We start from the raw sequence: 16538 nt of genomic DNA, 5'->3' as shown, positions 1-16538 counted from the left end.
CGCTGTCTTTTTAGATTGTCAGTTTCAGTATCTCTCTCCAATAAGTCGGCTCCACCTCGCTCAAAAGGAAGTCCGTAAAGTCCTTCCGTGCGTCCTTGTTCAGTTCGTGGTATAGTTCACGGAATACGGATATGTTGCCGTTGATGTACGTTTCCACCATGTACTCGAAGATGTTGCCTACCTCGTAGTATCTGCATTGTTGCTCCACTGTCTTGCTTCTTCTCTTTGTCATGTCGGTAGGTATTAAAGGGTGAATAACCAAAGGATGAAGCCGAAGAAGGCGATTGTGGAAAGGATAGCCACGATGATGCCTATCGCAACTCGGAACACTCCGTTTACTATCTCTCTGACGATGCCCCAAAGGATGCCGGACACCCAAAGGGTGGTGCGCATGATTAGAGTGCATATTGCAAGTCCCATGTATTGCGCCATTTGTCTGAAGTCTGCCGTTGCCGTCATATTTTCGCTATTTTTCAAGTTCTACAATGTTGTCTATCCTGCCGTATAGGTATCTGCGAAGTCCGGTCTTGTCTGTTGCCTTGTATTCCGTCCAATGTCCGTATTGGCACACGAGGAACGTGCGTAGAACATCGGAGAAGTCAAACCTCCAGCCTTGCAGGGGTACTGCGCTCTTGAAATAGGTGTTGCTGTTCACTTTTTCGGTGAGCCAATCCTTTTCCTCTCGGTTCATCTGTCCTCCGTTGTTCAGTTTCTCACGAAGAATGTAAACCTTACTGCCTTTCAGTGCTTCCAATATCGGCACTTCCCAAGCCACGAATTTTGTTGCTATTGTTGTTCCCATATCCGTTCTGTTTTTGATTTTTTGTTTTTAATGCGGATTCAAGAGCTGAGGGAGTTGAGTTTCAAACTATCTTATCTGCCTCTCGTTTATCCGACATTTTTTTTAATGCGTCTTTCTGTCGCATCGGTCGTTTTCGTTTCGGGTGCTTAAAAAGGTAGGGATTAGGGAATGCAAGGTTTTTAGGGAAAAATACTACCCGAAGGGCTGGAGATTTTTCCCGAAAACAGGAGGCTTGACCTTGCTTTCCCGTCAAATCCCGGAGTTACCTTTGCGCCCAGAACGGAAATGACTGCCTGATGCGGCTCACTGAAAGGCGCGAAAATGGAGGTAAACGGAAGTAGAGGCAGATTAGACTGAAAACTTCAAAAGAGAAATCCGTGGAAAAGGAAGCCCCCAACAAAAAAGGACATAGCCAGTAGCGTGAAACCGGGCAAACCACCTGCAAGGAAGTATGGTTCTATCTGTCCGGCCTGACGTGTCGGGGCGGGCAGATAAAATCATTCTTCCCGGTTTGCCTGCTGTGGGTGACGGCTTGTTTCATTTATGGACAAGCGGTCATACACGGCTTTCCGCTTCCGGCTCAAAAGAACAGCGAAAAAGAAAAATCATCTGAAAAGCCGTAAAAGCACCTCTTTGGCATAAGCACAAAAGAAATGGGCTTTGCCTCATCAGTCTAAACTGTTGCTTAGGCGTGAGGCAAAGCCCTTTTCTCCGCTTATGCAATAGTCGACACACGTTCGTTCAAAATCCTTTTGGGCGATGGTGTGCCGATAAATAAAACCGCTTTTACGGAAAACTTGTATGAGATAGAAAAAAATCAGGGAGATTCATATCAAAATCTCCCGTTTTATTGTTACTTTTGCATACGAAGAGTTCTTTGAAGGTTACGCAACGCGCAGACGAATAATGCAGCAGATAACTAACTAAATCGTAACCTATTACTATCATAAGCGATTAACATACGCTCTTTTCCAATAAAATACACTCTTTTCGTAACTTCATGTCTACAAATATACCGTTTTCCATTCAATTACGTGTGAAAAAGCGAAAAGTTACAACAAATCTTCCCACTCTTTATCCGTCAGTGACTTCAGCGGATTGTTTTCCGAGATGAATGTTTCAGCCAGTTCGCTCTTGGATTCCTGGAGGTTGCGTATCTTCTCCTCGATCGTGTCGGCAGTAATAAAGCGGTAGACAAAGACTTGCTTTTCCTGTCCGATACGATGAGCACGGCTTTCCGCCTGCAACTCGGCTGCCGGATTCCACCAGGGATCGAGGATGAAAACATAATCGGCATCCGTCAGGTTTAGTCCTACCCCACCGGCTTTCAGGGAAATGAAAAAGGCGGAAACATCATTGCGGGTAGAGAAACGGGTAATTTCGCTCTCACGGTCGAGGGTACTTCCCGTTAACATCGCATATAGCCATTCACGCTCGGTGAAGGCATCCGCCAACAGTTTCAGATGTGTGACGAAAGACGAGAATATCAGCACCTTATGCCCTTCACTAACCAGTGTTTCAAAAGCATCCAGCACCTGCTCCATCTTCCCCGAACCGCCTTCATAGTCCGCTAAAACCATGTGCGGATGATTCGCCAACTGGCGTAAACGGGTTATACCGTTCAATGCGACAAATGAGTTCTTATGGCGCTCCTGCAAAATCGTATTCCGCAGCGCATTCTTCTCTTTCTGGTAAACCTCCCGTTGTTCCGGTGTCATTTCACAATAAACCACCTCTTCCGTCAACGGGGGAAGTTCGGGAGCCACCTGTTGCTTGGTGCGCCTCAGAAAGAACGGACGGATAATCTGTTGCAAGCGTTTGCGGGCATTATCGTTTCCTTCCTTTGTTATCGGATGGATAAAATGTTTCCGGAATCCGTCCGCAGAACCCAGCAGACCGGGATTAATGAAGTTGAATTGCGCCCACAGATCTTTCAGCGAGTTTTCAATCGGCGTCCCGGTCAGCACCAGGCGATGCTCACATTGCAGGCGGACAACCGAATGGTATGTCATGGAAGCCGGGTTCTTTATATTCTGGCTTTCATCCAGTATCACATACGTAAAGCGATATTTCTCCAACAGTTCGATATCCCTCCGGAGAAGCCCGTAAGTAACCAATACAATATTATACCGGTCGAAACTCTTCCACGGTTCTTTCCTCTTTTGATCTCCCATATAAGTATAAACGCTCAATGTGCTGAACTTCCGGATCTCCCGTTTCCAGTTCGGCAACAAAGAGGTCGGCACAACGACTAACGAAGCGGGAACCGTCGTTTCCTCCTTCTCCTTTTTCACCTCTTCATACGGTATCTCACCGGGCATATCCATTCCGAAAAAGGAAAACTGTCCGCTGCTATCAACTGTTATATTTTGCGGAGCAGGAGAAGATAACACAACTGCTTTCGGTTCTTCCGGATCATAGATATGTTGCAACAGCGTAATCGTCTGCAACGTTTTTCCCAACCCCATATCATCCGCCAGGCAAGCACCAAAGCCGTTGGCTGCCAGATGGACCAGCCAGGAAAAACCGTCCTGCTGATACGGACGCAAAACAGTCTTTATCTTCGGAGGAACAACAACCGATTCTTTCTGTACATACACATTCGAAACAGTATCCTCCTGTTCCAACGCGGAAACAACTCCCAGATGCATTTTACGAACCCTGATCTCTTCCGGTCTGTCATCACCGAAAGTAAACAGATCGCTATATTTCTCGAACCAGTCTTCAGGAAGTAAGGCGACCTGTCCGTCCGGCAGCACAAACTCCCTTTTTCCTTCCAGAATATGCTTCCTGAAACGAATAAAAGGGAACAGAAAATCCCCCATACGCACCGTAATGCGGATATCGAACCAGTCGGGAGAAGGAGAAATCTCCTGTGTCAGCGAAATCTCTCCCAGATAATACCGGAGAGACGTGTCCGTCTTCACAAAAGAAAAGCAAGACTCCAACTCTGCCTTATGTTGTTGCAGCCAGTCGATAAACGTATAACCGCCTGTTTCGACAACCCTGACAAACTGAACATCCGTTATCTGTTTGAAGCCCCATTTCTCCAGTAAGTTGATATAGATTTGTTCCAACTCCAAATCACGTGTATAATAATAGATGACAGGTTTTCCGTCGACCTTTTCCAACCAGGGATAAGTCAGCTGGCTTTTCTTTCCCGGCGAGAAATAACGGTCTCCATACCGGAAACGCAACTGAAGTGCCGGCTCGTCATTAATAGACCGCTCCACAGACAATTCAGGGATACAAGTTCTCCTTTCGTGAATAAGATCGAAGCCGGAAGAGGTGGCAGGATAATCGCAAATCAGGGGAAGCGCAACCATCTCCAGATACTTTTCAGCATCTGCCAGCGGCACTTCCACATATTTCCGGGTCAGAAACGGTGTAACTTTCGAAGCCTCAATCCGCTTGAAAACTAAGAGCCGATCATCCAACAAAAGGATAGCCGGTTTTGAAGACAAAACCATAAACTTTCTCTTTTTCTGTAAAGGGATCTCTTCTCCATCCATACGACAGACAGCTGAATAACGGAAAAAATGATCTGTTATCTCAAAGCGGAAAGAGATCTCCGCAATATTCCCAGAAAAACGCATCCGGTCATGTTCATAAAGCAGTTTCACACCGGGTTCTTTCATATATACCGGCAAATGATTCGCCTGCATCAACCGGACCATCTCCCTTATTTTCTTATCAATGAAAGGACGGAGTTGCTTCTTCAACATCTCCGCCGTCACCGAACTCAAAAAGCCGGCCACCGTCTGTTGCCTGGAATATACCTGCATCAGGTTCTTTTCGGAATAACTTTGCGCAATAGCAATTACCCGCTTCTCCATCTCAGACAACTCCGTATCGTTTCCCGCATGGGTAGCCTGTTCCTCCACACTGATCACATCCTGAGACACAGCTTTGGCAAAATAAGGAATAAGTAAAGGTCCCAAAACAGGATGGTTACTTAATGCAATGATTAATATATGGTTCGTGGACATCAACGGTTCTTTTTTATTAAAACTACAAAGTTACAAGAAAAACAAATAATCATACCTATAGTTCGAACCAAAGATATTTGATTATCTTTATCAGCCATAATCAATACAAACAAAATTATTATGCCATACTGCGAATACATAAAGACCACTACTGGTTGGGCTATTGATCTTAACAAGACATATCACGATGAAAAATATGGTTTCCCTATCGAAGATGATAATGAATTATTCGGCAGGCTCCTTCTGGAAATCAATCAGGCAGGTTTAAGCTGGTCGACCATACTCAAAAAAGAAACCGCTTTTCGTACAGCCTATGATAATTTCAATATCGAAACCATCGCAAACTATACGGAAACAGACGAAGCCAGGCTTTTAGCCGATCCCGGTATCATTCGGAACAGACTAAAAGTAAAAGCCGCCATCCACAATGCACAGGCCATTATGGAACTGAAAAATGAATACGGTTCATTTAAAAACTGGCTGGATCACCATCACCCTAAAACCAAGGATGAATGGACTAAACTATTCAAGAAAACATTCAAATTTACTGGTGGGGAGATCGTCAATGAATTTCTGCTAAGCACAGGCTATCTCGAAGGGGCGCATACGCCTGATTGTCCCATATATCAGAAAATATTGAAGGAGAGACCGGCATGGAATAGATAAGACACAGTGATTATCGTTCTTTATTTACTTCTTGTCTGAAAATCAAGAAGATACAATTCAAATAACAAAATACTAATCTTCTTTTGATTTTCAAGCAATGTTTATTATTACATTTGCATATAATGTTGAACCTAAATCATAGCTTTATGTTTACCGATACAATGACTTTGACTGAAATGCAAAAAGAGGTTGGAAAAGATTACGATCCTCTTTTTCGCCGTATATATCATTTTCAAGATGAAACACGTCGTTTCTTTTTGAAATCTAAAACTTTTCCTGTCTATAAAGTAATTAACTGGAAATCTTATGTAACTAATAACGAATGGACGGTTATTTTACTTGTCAGGGAAAAGAAATATGTCAATGAACCAGCAGTTGTTCCTTTCGCTAAATATCAGTCATATGGTATGGGAGTTGTTTATATGCAACCTATTACAGACAAGTCATTCTTCGTCATAAATTATACTCCCCATTTTTTCAGGCGATATCATGAGAGATACATTATTCCACAAAATTATAATATTACAGATACCGGAAAAAGAATTGAACATTTCTTTGTAAATAATTCGATACCTTCCTACGATTTCTCCCCTGCCAAAAACAATTTCATCGGATATTATAATCAAGGCATCATTTTCGGAGAACATACAGATGACAGAACCGCTTTAAAAGCTAAGACTTTTGTATCACGAACAATGTTGTATAACGATCAAGCAAGCACAGACGATGAGATCTCATTCATAAGACAAGAAGTTGCCAACTCACCCGATTACCTTCGTGACAGAAACCAATTCTGGGGAGCTGAACGCTATGGCAAGCAGAGTTTGCACAGGGAGTTTTAATATTCCCCAAATAGAAAAAGGGATGAAATAAAAAAGATCGCCTCATTCTTCTTTTGAAGCGATCTCTTTTTAAAGTCAAAACTTGACTTTTTACATTTTCTTTGGTGTTGTTTCTTTCTGATCTTTCTTACAATTGCATTTTTCTGCTTTGCACCCTTTACTGTCAGCCTTGCCACATTCATCTTTACAAGCTGACATCATGGACTTATCGCACTTTTTGTCACATTTTTCCTTACATTTCTTATCACACTTCTTTCCACACTGTTCAGTCTTTGTACATTTCCGGTCTTTCTTGTCACTTTGTGCATTAACAAATGTTATTGCTCCGGTTGCTACCAGCATCATTACGCATACAATAATCTTTTTCATACAGAGTCTTTTTTTATTCTTACTTATTAGATTTATTCCTTTTTGCAAAGATCTATATATCAGACTTCAATATTATTGGCAATATTGCCTTTAAGATTATCAATTATCCCTTATTTGCCGGAAAGCAACAGGTGGACAGTAATAATCAAATCATTTATGACTTCATTCTCTCCTTGATTTTTCCCCAGGCATGTGTGTCGAACAGACAGCTACTCCGCATCGTATCATACATTTCTTTAAATCGGGACATCGGTATCATAAAACTTAAAATATCCGGTTCAAAATAAGGGCGTACAGAAGGATCGAAAAACCCGATGAAGGTACGTTTTCCTCCTCTCGCATTCTCAATAACGGCTTGTGTGACTACAGAGCAACAACCAGAACCGAATAGAGAGGTAACGGCATCCTCTGAATTATTATCGAAAAAGGCCCAGGTTGCCAAACCGGAAAGCATATCGGGTGTCGCCAAAAACAGGATACCTTCCAGATTGTCAAAGTTCTCGACTTTATCCATTCGGGCAAAATTCAGATAATCCATCTTTGCTCTCGGAACCTGCAACTCTTCCAAAAACTCAGAAACACCTTCGGGTGTTTGTTTATATTTTTCTTTTAAAGACACAAATCCGGGAATCCGTTCAGGCATCTCCGTAAAACCCGTATAGAATTTTCCGCCACCACAACCGATAGTTTCCACACTCAAACTAACCGTTTGTCCGGCTCTGACCTCTTTCATGCATTTGAATAAACATCCTCCGATTTTATCGACCGGGGTTACCGGTTGCTCCGAATACCAAAAGACAATAGGAAGATCGACTTTATCTCCGAAGGCTTCGCGATAGTTATTGAGAAATACTTGTATGCCCATGATACAGATGATTTATTGGTTTTGTCAAATATACGAAAAGATTCTATATGTTATGACTGCAAATATCAAAACAATCTGGTCGATAGCTATATTCACATTACTGGCATCCATTAAAGATACAGTTCTTATCATCCGGATGAAAAAGCAGGAATTAAACAGAAGAGTTCAATTTTCATTAGAATAATAGTATATTTGAACTGTTATTTTCAATATCAATCTAAAGACTACAGCCATGTACGAACTTCAGCAAGTTGGCGAAAAAAGCTACTACATAAATTCTCCGGCGAAAATCGGCATCTATCGGCAAAATGCGACAGATATTTATCTGATCGACAGTGGCAACGACAAAGAAGCCGCCAAGAAAATCATTAAAATTGCCGCACAACAAAACTGGACGATAAAAGGAATTGTCAATACCCATTCCAATGCTGACCATATCGGAGGGAATGCCTATTTGCAACAACAAGTCGGCTGCCCTGTCTTTGCAAATGGAATAGAGGCTGCTTTTACACAATATCCGATACTGGAGCCATCGTTTTTATATGGAGGATACCCTTGTAAGGACTTACGTAACAAGTTTCTGATGGCTAAAGAAAGTCAGACATTACCTTTTTCGGACAAGGATTTTCCCCAAGAGCTGGAAGTCATTCCCCTGCCCGGTCATTTTTTTGATATGGCGGGATTCCGTACTCCGGATGATACTGTTTTTCTGGCAGACTGTATCAGTAGTGAAAATACCCTCAACAAATATCAGGTTTCTTTCATTTATAATGTAGCCCAATATCTGGAAACACTTGATTTCGTTGAAAAAATCGAGGCGGCCTGTTTTGTTCCTTCACATGCGGAAATGACGGCAGACATCAAAGGGCTGGTTGCCATCAACCGAAACAAGATCTACGAGATTACCGATACCCTACTCGAAATCTGCTCCACCCCTCAAAATAGCGAAAACATCCTTCAGATGCTTTTCGACAAATACGAATTATCTATGAACTTTGAACAATACGTACTGGTAGGTAGTACTATCCGTTCCTATCTTTCCTGGCTCAAAGATCTCGGTAAATTATCCGTCAGTTTTGAGAATAACATGCTCCAATGGAAAAATATTCAATCATCAAATTAAATTCAACATCATGAAAATTATATCAATACGAGAGAATCCGACCTATAAAGATATCGCTATCAACTATTTTCAAAGCAAATGGCCTTCCGTATACCCTGTGCTCTATGAAGATTCTATTAATCACAGTATAGATTCTCCGAATCCACTTCCTCAATGGTATCTATTGGAAAAGGATAATGAAATAATTGGTTGCGCCGGGCTGATCACCAATGATTTTATCAGCCGGATGGATTTGTATCCGTGGGTTTGTGCCGTATATATAGATGAAAACCACCGGGGACATTTTTACAGTACGCTTTTATTGGAGAAAGCCAAAGAAGATACGATTAAAGCCGGTTTTAGCAGATTATACCTCAGTACGGAACATATCGGATTCTATGAAAAGCTGGGATTCAAATATATAGGTCAAGGTTACCATCCTTGGGAAGACGAATCACGCATCTATGAAATAGAGGTAAAAACATAATTCTACCGAATAACAATGATTATACTGAAACTTTTTCAGCATAAGTCATGCTTTGATTTTGAATAAATACATATATTTGCTTCTAATAAAAAATTATGTTTATGAGAAGCACGTATTTTATCATCACCCTCGCGATTTGCTTCTGCATGTCTCTCCATGCGGAAAACAAAGCAAATAATTACATGAAACAGGCTCAAAGTAGCCTGGAACAAAAGGACTTTACCAAAGCCCGTTATCTTTTTCTGCAAGCTTACAAAGCCTTCTCGAACGAAGGAGACTATACACAAGCCATCGATTGCGGAACAAAAGCGACGTACCTGTACTATCGCGAAAACTATTATCAGGAAGCATTCGAGCTTTGCAGGCAAATGACGCAGTTTCTTTTAACCGAAGAACAGAAAGCGCAAAAGACCTTCTACGACCAACGTTTCCAATTGACAAAAGAACGGTTGCAGATGTACATAAAACTCAAAAACGCGGCACAGGCACAGCTTCAACTCAACACGTTGGATAATCTGGTAAGCCAGGCAGGCAGCGAAAAACTCGCCGAAGACTTTTTATATACCCAGGCAAGTTATTATTATACATTCGGACAAAACGAACAGGGAGATGCCAGCTTCAGCAAACTCATCAACCAATATAAGGATAAAAAAGAGTACGACAAGGTAAGCGAATGTTACAAGCACCTGATCACAATAGCCCGCTCAGCCAATAACGCCCCGTTAATGGAACGTACTTACGAAAAATATATCGTCTGGACCGATTCCGTTAAAGCGCTTAATGCACAGGATGAACTGGGAGCATTGCAGTTAAAGTATGACGACAGCCTGAAAACCATACAGGAAAAAGATGACAAACTATCAGGCAAACAATACATGATAGTAGGTCTTTGCACACTGGTTGTCATTCTTATCGCTGGATTGCTTTTCGTAGCATTCCTGTTATTACGCTTCATTGTGCTCAACAAAAAGCTGAAAAACATCATCCAGACAACCAACGAGCACAGCGAACAGCAAACCAAATTTATCCAAAGCATATCGGAGCAAATGAAGCCGACTCTCGATAAGCTCAATGTATCGGCAGAAGAATTGCGGGCCGAAGCAATCCTGACACGTGTAAATGCCTTGAAGCAATTCAGTGTAAACATCCAGGAATTATCTTCTCTTGAAAGTTCTTTAATGGAACCCTACGAAGTACAATCGTTCAATATGGGTAGTTTCTGCAAAAAAACGATGGATAAGGTAAAAGATAAAATCCATCCGGATGTAGAAGTAATTGTCGATGCCCCTCAACTGGAAGTAAAAACAAACGCAGAACAACTGGAACGTATTTTATTACATCTGTTGAATAATGCAGCTTCACATACGACTTCCGGTAAAATATGGCTGGAATTCAAGAGAAAGGGAGCACACCTTTGCCACATCATCGTTACAGATAACGGAACAGGTATTCCCGACGAATTAAAAGAAAACCTCTTCAAACCATTCAGCGAAGTCAAAGATTTGGCAGAAGGAGACGGACTAGGTTTGCCTATCTGTGCCCTGATCGCCAACAAACTGAACGGCAGCCTTTCAATTGATATGGATTATAAAAAGGGATGCCGGTTTATTCTGGTATTACAGATATAAAGGAAACTGTTCACTATTTACGAAAAACTCATTTAATAAAAGTCTTCCGGTATTCCCGGAAGACTTTTTTATTTGCCGCCTCCCCCGTAAGAAGATATTCAAAACCCAGCTTCTCACAAACCCTGACGGATGCCATATTCTGATCGTACATACGGGCAATAAGTTCCGTACAACCCAATCGGCTAAAAGCATAGTCGATCAAACCCTAACATACTTCCGTTCCATATCCTTTATTCCAATACGCTTGATCGATAATGTAACCAATCTCCATTTTCCCAGGATCTGAAAATGAGTTGAACAGTCCGGCTTCACCTATAATATTGTTTTCTCCCCTCATCTTAACAACAAACACACCATATCCTTCCGGGTATCCAGTTTCATTCGTTGCCTTATAACGAGCTTTTAATTCCTGCAAAGTCCAGTCATACCTGCCGGACTGGATGTATTTCATATTTTCTTCCTGAGTATAGATAGCTAAAAGAGCCTTCAGTTCCTCTTCTATGGTAATTTCCTTTATTACCAGTCTTTCCGTTTCAAAATGGATCATACGATTATAGTTATCAAGAAAAACATCAGTACCTAATGCAAGAAGACGTTGGTTTTCAATAAAGTTCTGTCCATATTTGAGCCATCGTTTGGTAAATGACTTAAATTTACTGCATGGAAAAATTCGGCATTGGAAACAATGGGTAATACCTTTTTCCTTACAACACAAATGAAATGTTTTGCACCGTTCACATTTATCTGAATATTCGGCACCCTTGCAAGGTTTCTTTATCCGCGTATAGTTTGGGCAGCCTCCACAAAAGACACCGCAAGCCGGAACTCTCCCATTGTAAATAATATCAATCATACAAAGATTTCATTTTATTTCTAACAAAGATAAACAAAATACAGGGTTTACATTATCAAAATGATAGTTATTTCAAACTATTAAAAGAAACAGCTCCTTTCATTTTACAACCAAACAACCGTCCATTGATTTCATATTAACATTAAAACAGCTACTATCATGTCAAATAGAAACCAACCGCTCTAATAAACAAAAAAAACGTCAGTATTTAACACAGGCGTACATATCATTATGCAAGAAACAAACTATATTTGTCGAACAATTTGACAACAAAATAGGTATTAAGCAAACATAAGGTCAACAAACAATGAAAGAACAGATCTATTTGAACAGAAAGCAAGGATTATACGATCCTGCGAATGAACACGACGCGTGTGGAGTCGGAATGTTAGTTAACATTCACGGAGGAAAGTCGCACGACATTGTAGAGTCAGCCCTTAAAGTATTGGAAAATATGCGTCACCGGGGTGCAGAAGGTGCCGACAACAAGACTGGTGACGGTGCTGGTATCTTACTTCAGATCCCTCACGAATTTATTTTGTTGCAAGGGATTCCCGTTCCTGAAAAGGGAAAATACGGGACAGGTCTGGTCTTTCTTCCCAAAGACGAAGCACAACGCTCTGCCATCCTCAGTATTATGATCGAGGAGATTGAAAAGGAAGGTCTTACCCTGATGCATCTGCGGAAAGTTCCTGTGAACAGTGACATACTGGGAAAAGACGCACTGGCAACAGAACCGGATATCAAACAAATTTTTGTCACCGGTTGCGATAATCAGCAGGAACTGGAATTGAAGTTGTACGTGATACGTAAACGCATAGAAAACAAGGTAGCAGCTTCTGACCTGGCGGCAAAGAATGACTTCTATGTAGCGTCTTTATCTACCAGGAATATTGTATATAAAGGAATGCTGGAATCCATGCAGCTCCGTCATTACTTCCCTGACCTGACAAATAACTACTTTACAAGCGGGTTGGCATTGGTTCACTCCCGCTTCAGTACGAACACATTTCCGACCTGGAGCCTGGCACAACCTTTCCGCCTGCTGGCTCATAACGGAGAGATCAATACGATCCGCGGGAATCGGGGATGGATGGAAGCGCGTGAAAGCGTACTCACCTCTCCTACCATCGGCAACATTGAGAGTATCCGTCCGATCATTCAGCCGGGGATGAGCGATAGCGCTTCGCTGGATAATGTGCTGGAGTTTCTGGTGGCATCAGGGTTGAGCCTGCCGCATGCCATGGCGATGCTCGTTCCCGAAAGTTCGAATGAAAAGAATCCGATATCGGAAGACCTGAAAGCGTTCTATGAATATCATTCCATATTGATGGAGCCCTGGGACGGTCCGGCAGCCCTGCTCTTCAGCGACGGACGGTTTGCCGGCGGAATGCTCGACCGCAACGGTCTACGTCCGGCTCGTTATCTGATCACTAAAAACGATATGATGCTGGTAGCTTCCGAGGTCGGCGTTATGGATTTTGAAGCGAATGAGATCAAAGAAAAGGGACGCCTGCAACCGGGAAAAATATTAATGGTCGATACAGAAAAAGGGGAAATCTATTATGACGGCGAACTAAAAAAACAACTTGCTGAAGCCAAACCGTATAAGACATGGCTGGCAAATAACCGCGTGGAACTGGACGAACTGAAATCCGGACGCAAAGTTCCGCATACGGTAGACAACTACGACAAATTACTGCGTACTTTCGGTTACAGTCGTGAAGACATAGAAAAGATCATCGTCCCGATGTGCACCGGAGGCGCCGAACCCGTCGGTTCCATGGGTAACGACACACCGTTGGCTGTCCTCTCCGACCGTCCGCAGTTATTATACAACTATTTCCGCCAGCAGTTCGCACAAGTGACTAATCCGCCGATCGACCCGATCCGCGAAGAACTGGTGATGAGCCTGGAAGAATATATCGGCGCGGTAGGTAACAATATTTTGGTGCCTAGCGAAAGCCATTGCAAGATGGTACGGTTGAATCATCCGATCCTGACCAACACACAACTGGACTTGCTGTGCAATATCCGGTACAAAGGTTTCAACGCCGTCAAACTCCCGATGCTGTTTGAAGCAGCCAAAGGACGTGAAGGTCTGAAGTCGGCCCTCGACGAACTATGCAAAAAAGCGGAACAATCCGTTACCGATGGAGTGAATTACATCATCCTGAGTGATAAAAATGTCGATGAAAAGCTGGCACCGATCCCTTCCCTCCTCGCCGTCAGCGCAGTTCATCACCATCTGATCTCCGTACAGAAACGGGTACAAACAGCCCTGGTTGTTGAAACGGGTGAGATGCGTGAAGTAATGCATGCCGCATTGTTGTTGGGATACGGGGCGAGCGCCATCAATCCTTATATGGTCTTTGCCATCCTGAAAGAACTGGAAGACAAACATGAAATACAATTAAACTATGAAACGGCCCGTAAGAATTATGTAAAATCCATCTGTAAAGGACTGTTTAAAGTCATGAGCAAAATGGGGATCAGTACTATCCGCAGTTACCGGGGAGCCAAATTGTTCGAAGCAGTCGGCCTGGATGCGGAACTGGCACGCACTTATTTCGGCGGTACGACCAGCAACGTCGGTGGCATCCGCCTGGACGAGATTGCACGCGATTCGATCGCTATGCACCACCAGGCATTCGACCAACCGGTAGACGGCATGTTGGAACACAAAGGTATTTACAGTTTCCGGAAAGATGGTGAGAAACATGCCTGGAACCCGGAAACCATCTCTACCCTGCAACTGGCAACCCGTTTGGGAAGTTACAAGAAATTCAAGGAATATTCGCGAATGGTGGACGAAAAGGAATCTCCCATCTTCCTCCGTGACTTCCTGACTTTCAGGAAACAAAAATCCATCCCGATCGAACAGGTGGAACCGGCGGAAGAAATCATGAAACGGTTCGTTACCGGTGCCATGAGCTTCGGTTCGATCAGCAAGGAAGCGCATGAAACGATGGCGATGGCCATGAACAAGATACACGGCCGGAGCAATACCGGAGAAGGTGGCGAAGATCCTGCCCGGTTCACTCCGCGCGAAGATGGTTTATCTCTCCGCTCTTCCATCAAACAGGTGGCATCGGGACGTTTCGGCGTAACAACGGAATACCTGGTAAATGCAGATGAGATACAAATCAAAGTGGCCCAGGGAGCCAAGCCGGGAGAAGGCGGGCAGTTGCCGGGGTACAAGGTGAACGACATCATTGCAAAGACACGTCATTCCATTCCGGGCATCTCGTTGATCTCTCCTCCTCCTCACCATGATATTTATTCGATCGAAGATCTGGCACAACTGATCTTCGACCTTAAAAATGTCAATCTGAAAGCGGAGATCAGCGTCAAGCTGGTTTCGGAAAGCGGCGTCGGAACCATCGCGGCAGGTGTAGCCAAAGCGAAAGCAGACCGCATCGTCATCTCCGGAGCCGAAGGCGGAACAGGTGCTTCGCCGGTCAGCTCGATCCGTTATGCCGGACTGCCGCCTGAACTGGGATTGTCGGAAACACAACAGACATTGGTCATGAACAGCCTCCGCGGACAGGTCCGCCTGCAAACAGACGGACAATTGAAAACCGGACGCGACATCATACTGATGGCCCTGTTGGGAGCCGAAGAGTTTGGCTTTGCCACCTCCGCACTGATCGTACTGGGGTGTGTGATGATGCGCAAATGCCATATGAATACCTGCCCGGTCGGTGTGGCGACACAGGATGAAGAGTTGCGCAAACGTTTCCACGGGCGTCATGAATATCTGGTGAACTTCTTCACCTTCCTGGCAGAAGAAGTTCGTGAACACTTAGCAGAGATGGGTTACAGCAAGCTGGATGATATTATCGGACGGACAGACCTCATTGTTGATAAACGAACTCATGGCACACAGATGACGCAGATCGAACAGATGGCCACAGATCAAAATTTAAAAAATCTGCATAAATCCCCCAAATCTGTGTCATCTGCGTGCCATAAATATGATTTACTGGACTTCTCCCATCTGTTACACCTCCCGGAGCAGGCGGCTTATACACCTATCCATCATACGACAAACCAGGTGCATCAAATAGAGAACGTGAAAGATACGGATATCATTCTTCATGCTAAAGGAGCCATCGAGTTCCAGCAGGAAGTATCGTTGGATTATGCCATCGCCAATACCGACCGGAGCGTCGGAGCCATGCTTTCCGGCGAGATTGCCAAACGTTACGGGAATACCGGCCTGCCGGATCACACCCTGAACATCAAGTTCAAAGGCTCAGCCGGACAGAGTTTCGGCGCCTTCCTTGCCCACGGCGTTCATTTCCGCCTGGAAGGAGAAGCGAACGACTATCTGGGAAAAGGCCTTAGCGGTGGCCGCATCAGCTTGATGCCTCCGGTACGTTCCACCTTCGTTGCCGAAGATAATACCATCGCCGGTAATACATTATTATATGGGGCAACCAGCGGGGAAGTCTACATCAATGGCCGTGTCGGCGAACGCTTCTGTGTACGGAACAGCGGAGCTATCGCCGTTGTGGAAGGTGTCGGAGACCACTGTTGCGAATATATGACCGGAGGCCGCGTCGTCGTGCTCGGCCGGACGGGACGGAACTTTGCCGCCGGCATGAGCGGCGGTGTGGCTTATGTATGGAACAAGGCCGGCGATTTCGATTACTATTGCAATATGGAAATGGTCGAACTTTCCCTGATCGAAGACAGTACCACCCGCAAAGAACTGCATGAACTGATTCGCAAACATTATCATTATACAGGCAGCCACCTGGCCGGCAAAATGCTGGATAACTGGGACAAACAGGTAGACGAATTCATCCAGATCGTCCCGATCGAATACAAGAAAGTATTGCAGGAAGAACAGATGAAGAAGTTGCAACAAAAGATCGCAGAGATGCAGCGGGATTATTAAATATCACTTTTCACTCTTAAAATCGAAAC

13 protein-coding genes and 1 pseudogene are annotated in these 16538 nt (G+C 43.7%); 7 read left to right on the top strand and 7 right to left on the bottom strand.

The window, feature by feature from the left end:
* Positions 1 to 10: 10 nt before the first annotated feature.
* From DWW91_RS23630 to DWW91_RS23620, 3 genes are read right to left on the bottom strand one after another with little or no spacing between them, the layout of a single operon-like run.
* Entirely contained in the window at positions 11 to 232 is a 222-nt protein-coding gene (locus DWW91_RS23630) for a hypothetical protein (RefSeq protein WP_122329092.1), read from the bottom strand.
* Positions 233 to 243: 11 nt separating this feature from the next.
* Positions 244 to 459: a hypothetical protein gene (locus DWW91_RS23625; RefSeq protein WP_122329091.1), complete on the bottom strand. Its 216-nt coding sequence runs from the start codon at positions 457 to 459 to the stop codon at positions 244 to 246.
* A gap of 7 nt (positions 460 to 466) precedes the next feature.
* Positions 467 to 802, bottom strand: a complete 336-nt coding sequence (locus tag DWW91_RS23620; RefSeq protein WP_122329090.1) for a molybdenum ABC transporter ATP-binding protein — start codon at positions 800 to 802, stop codon at positions 467 to 469.
* A gap of 451 nt (positions 803 to 1253) precedes the next feature.
* Between DWW91_RS23620 and DWW91_RS27730 the strand changes: the two genes are divergently transcribed.
* Entirely contained in the window at positions 1254 to 1415 is a 162-nt protein-coding gene (locus DWW91_RS27730; protein WP_158599475.1) for a hypothetical protein, read from the top strand.
* 439 nt (positions 1416 to 1854) lie between these two features.
* Here the strand turns inward: DWW91_RS27730 and DWW91_RS23605 are convergent, their stop codons facing one another.
* Positions 1855 to 4791: a DEAD/DEAH box helicase gene (locus tag DWW91_RS23605; RefSeq protein WP_122329089.1), complete on the bottom strand. Its 2937-nt coding sequence runs from the start codon at positions 4789 to 4791 to the stop codon at positions 1855 to 1857.
* A 120-nt stretch (positions 4792 to 4911) separates the two neighbouring features.
* On the opposite strand from DWW91_RS23605, the gene DWW91_RS23600 reads away from it, so the two are divergent.
* Both DWW91_RS23600 and DWW91_RS23595 read left to right on the top strand, forming a co-directional pair.
* Positions 4912 to 5457: a DNA-3-methyladenine glycosylase I gene (locus DWW91_RS23600; RefSeq protein ID WP_122329088.1), complete on the top strand. Its 546-nt coding sequence runs from the start codon at positions 4912 to 4914 to the stop codon at positions 5455 to 5457.
* A gap of 146 nt (positions 5458 to 5603) precedes the next feature.
* Positions 5604 to 6299 (top strand): hypothetical protein, encoded by a 696-nt coding sequence (locus tag DWW91_RS23595; protein WP_122329087.1) that lies wholly within the window; start codon positions 5604 to 5606, stop codon positions 6297 to 6299.
* Positions 6300 to 6389: 90 nt separating this feature from the next.
* Here DWW91_RS23595 and DWW91_RS23590 read toward each other — a convergent pair whose 3' ends face one another.
* Both DWW91_RS23590 and DWW91_RS23585 read right to left on the bottom strand, forming a co-directional pair.
* Positions 6390 to 6668, bottom strand: coding sequence for a hypothetical protein (locus DWW91_RS23590; RefSeq protein WP_046147433.1), 279 nt, complete (start codon positions 6666 to 6668; stop codon positions 6390 to 6392).
* Positions 6669 to 6822: 154 nt separating this feature from the next.
* Complete coding sequence (locus DWW91_RS23585) at positions 6823 to 7533, bottom strand: DUF169 domain-containing protein (protein ID WP_010802642.1); 711 nt, start codon at positions 7531 to 7533, stop codon at positions 6823 to 6825.
* Positions 7534 to 7765: 232 nt separating this feature from the next.
* Between DWW91_RS23585 and DWW91_RS23575 the strand changes: the two genes are divergently transcribed.
* The 3 genes from DWW91_RS23575 to DWW91_RS23565 all read left to right on the top strand — a co-directional run bounded on the left by DWW91_RS23575 (position 7766) and on the right by DWW91_RS23565 (position 10750).
* On the top strand, positions 7766 to 8656 hold the full coding sequence (locus DWW91_RS23575) for an MBL fold metallo-hydrolase (protein ID WP_007658391.1): 891 nt from the start codon (positions 7766 to 7768) through the stop codon (positions 8654 to 8656).
* A gap of 10 nt (positions 8657 to 8666) precedes the next feature.
* Entirely contained in the window at positions 8667 to 9122 is a 456-nt protein-coding gene (locus tag DWW91_RS23570; protein ID WP_010802640.1) for a GNAT family N-acetyltransferase, read from the top strand.
* A gap of 101 nt (positions 9123 to 9223) precedes the next feature.
* Entirely contained in the window at positions 9224 to 10750 is a 1527-nt protein-coding gene (locus DWW91_RS23565; RefSeq protein WP_007658395.1) for a sensor histidine kinase KdpD, read from the top strand.
* A 28-nt stretch (positions 10751 to 10778) separates the two neighbouring features.
* Here the strand turns inward: DWW91_RS23565 and DWW91_RS28210 are convergent.
* A pseudogene (locus DWW91_RS28210) lies at positions 10779 to 11297 on the bottom strand (GNAT family N-acetyltransferase).
* Positions 11298 to 11910: 613 nt separating this feature from the next.
* On the opposite strand from DWW91_RS28210, the gene gltB reads away from it, so the two are divergent.
* Entirely contained in the window at positions 11911 to 16509 is a 4599-nt protein-coding gene (gene gltB, locus DWW91_RS23555; protein ID WP_122329086.1) for a glutamate synthase large subunit, read from the top strand.
* Positions 16510 to 16538: the final 29 nt, after the last annotated feature.

The sequence above is a fragment of the Parabacteroides sp. AF17-3 genome, assembly GCF_003635445.1.
In the GTDB taxonomy this organism is placed as follows: domain Bacteria; phylum Bacteroidota; class Bacteroidia; order Bacteroidales; family Tannerellaceae; genus Parabacteroides; species Parabacteroides goldsteinii.
Note: the sequence above shows the minus strand (reverse complement) of the source record. Positions and strands in the feature narration are given on the sequence as shown.

Bases quoted from the DNA above. Each gene is read 5' to 3' on its own strand.
- DWW91_RS23595 (WP_122329087.1), top strand. From the start codon at position 5,604: ATGTTTACCGATACAATGACTTTGACTGAAATGCAAAAAGAGGTTGGA.
- gltB (WP_122329086.1), top strand. From the start codon at position 11,911: ATGAAAGAACAGATCTATTTGAACAGAAAGCAAGGATTATACGATCCT.
- DWW91_RS23585 (WP_010802642.1), bottom strand. From the start codon at position 7,533: ATGGGCATACAAGTATTTCTCAATAACTATCGCGAAGCCTTCGGAGAT.
- DWW91_RS23600 (WP_122329088.1), top strand. From the start codon at position 4,912: ATGCCATACTGCGAATACATAAAGACCACTACTGGTTGGGCTATTGAT.
- DWW91_RS23630 (WP_122329092.1), bottom strand. From the start codon at position 232: ATGACAAAGAGAAGAAGCAAGACAGTGGAGCAACAATGCAGATACTAC.
- DWW91_RS23575 (WP_007658391.1), top strand. From the start codon at position 7,766: ATGTACGAACTTCAGCAAGTTGGCGAAAAAAGCTACTACATAAATTCT.
- DWW91_RS23590 (WP_046147433.1), bottom strand. From the start codon at position 6,668: ATGAAAAAGATTATTGTATGCGTAATGATGCTGGTAGCAACCGGAGCA.
- DWW91_RS23565 (WP_007658395.1), top strand. From the start codon at position 9,224: ATGAGAAGCACGTATTTTATCATCACCCTCGCGATTTGCTTCTGCATG.
- DWW91_RS23570 (WP_010802640.1), top strand. From the start codon at position 8,667: ATGAAAATTATATCAATACGAGAGAATCCGACCTATAAAGATATCGCT.
- DWW91_RS23620 (WP_122329090.1), bottom strand. From the start codon at position 802: ATGGGAACAACAATAGCAACAAAATTCGTGGCTTGGGAAGTGCCGATA.
- DWW91_RS23605 (WP_122329089.1), bottom strand. From the start codon at position 4,791: ATGTCCACGAACCATATATTAATCATTGCATTAAGTAACCATCCTGTT.
- DWW91_RS27730 (WP_158599475.1), top strand. From the start codon at position 1,254: ATGGTTCTATCTGTCCGGCCTGACGTGTCGGGGCGGGCAGATAAAATC.
- DWW91_RS23625 (WP_122329091.1), bottom strand. From the start codon at position 459: ATGACGGCAACGGCAGACTTCAGACAAATGGCGCAATACATGGGACTT.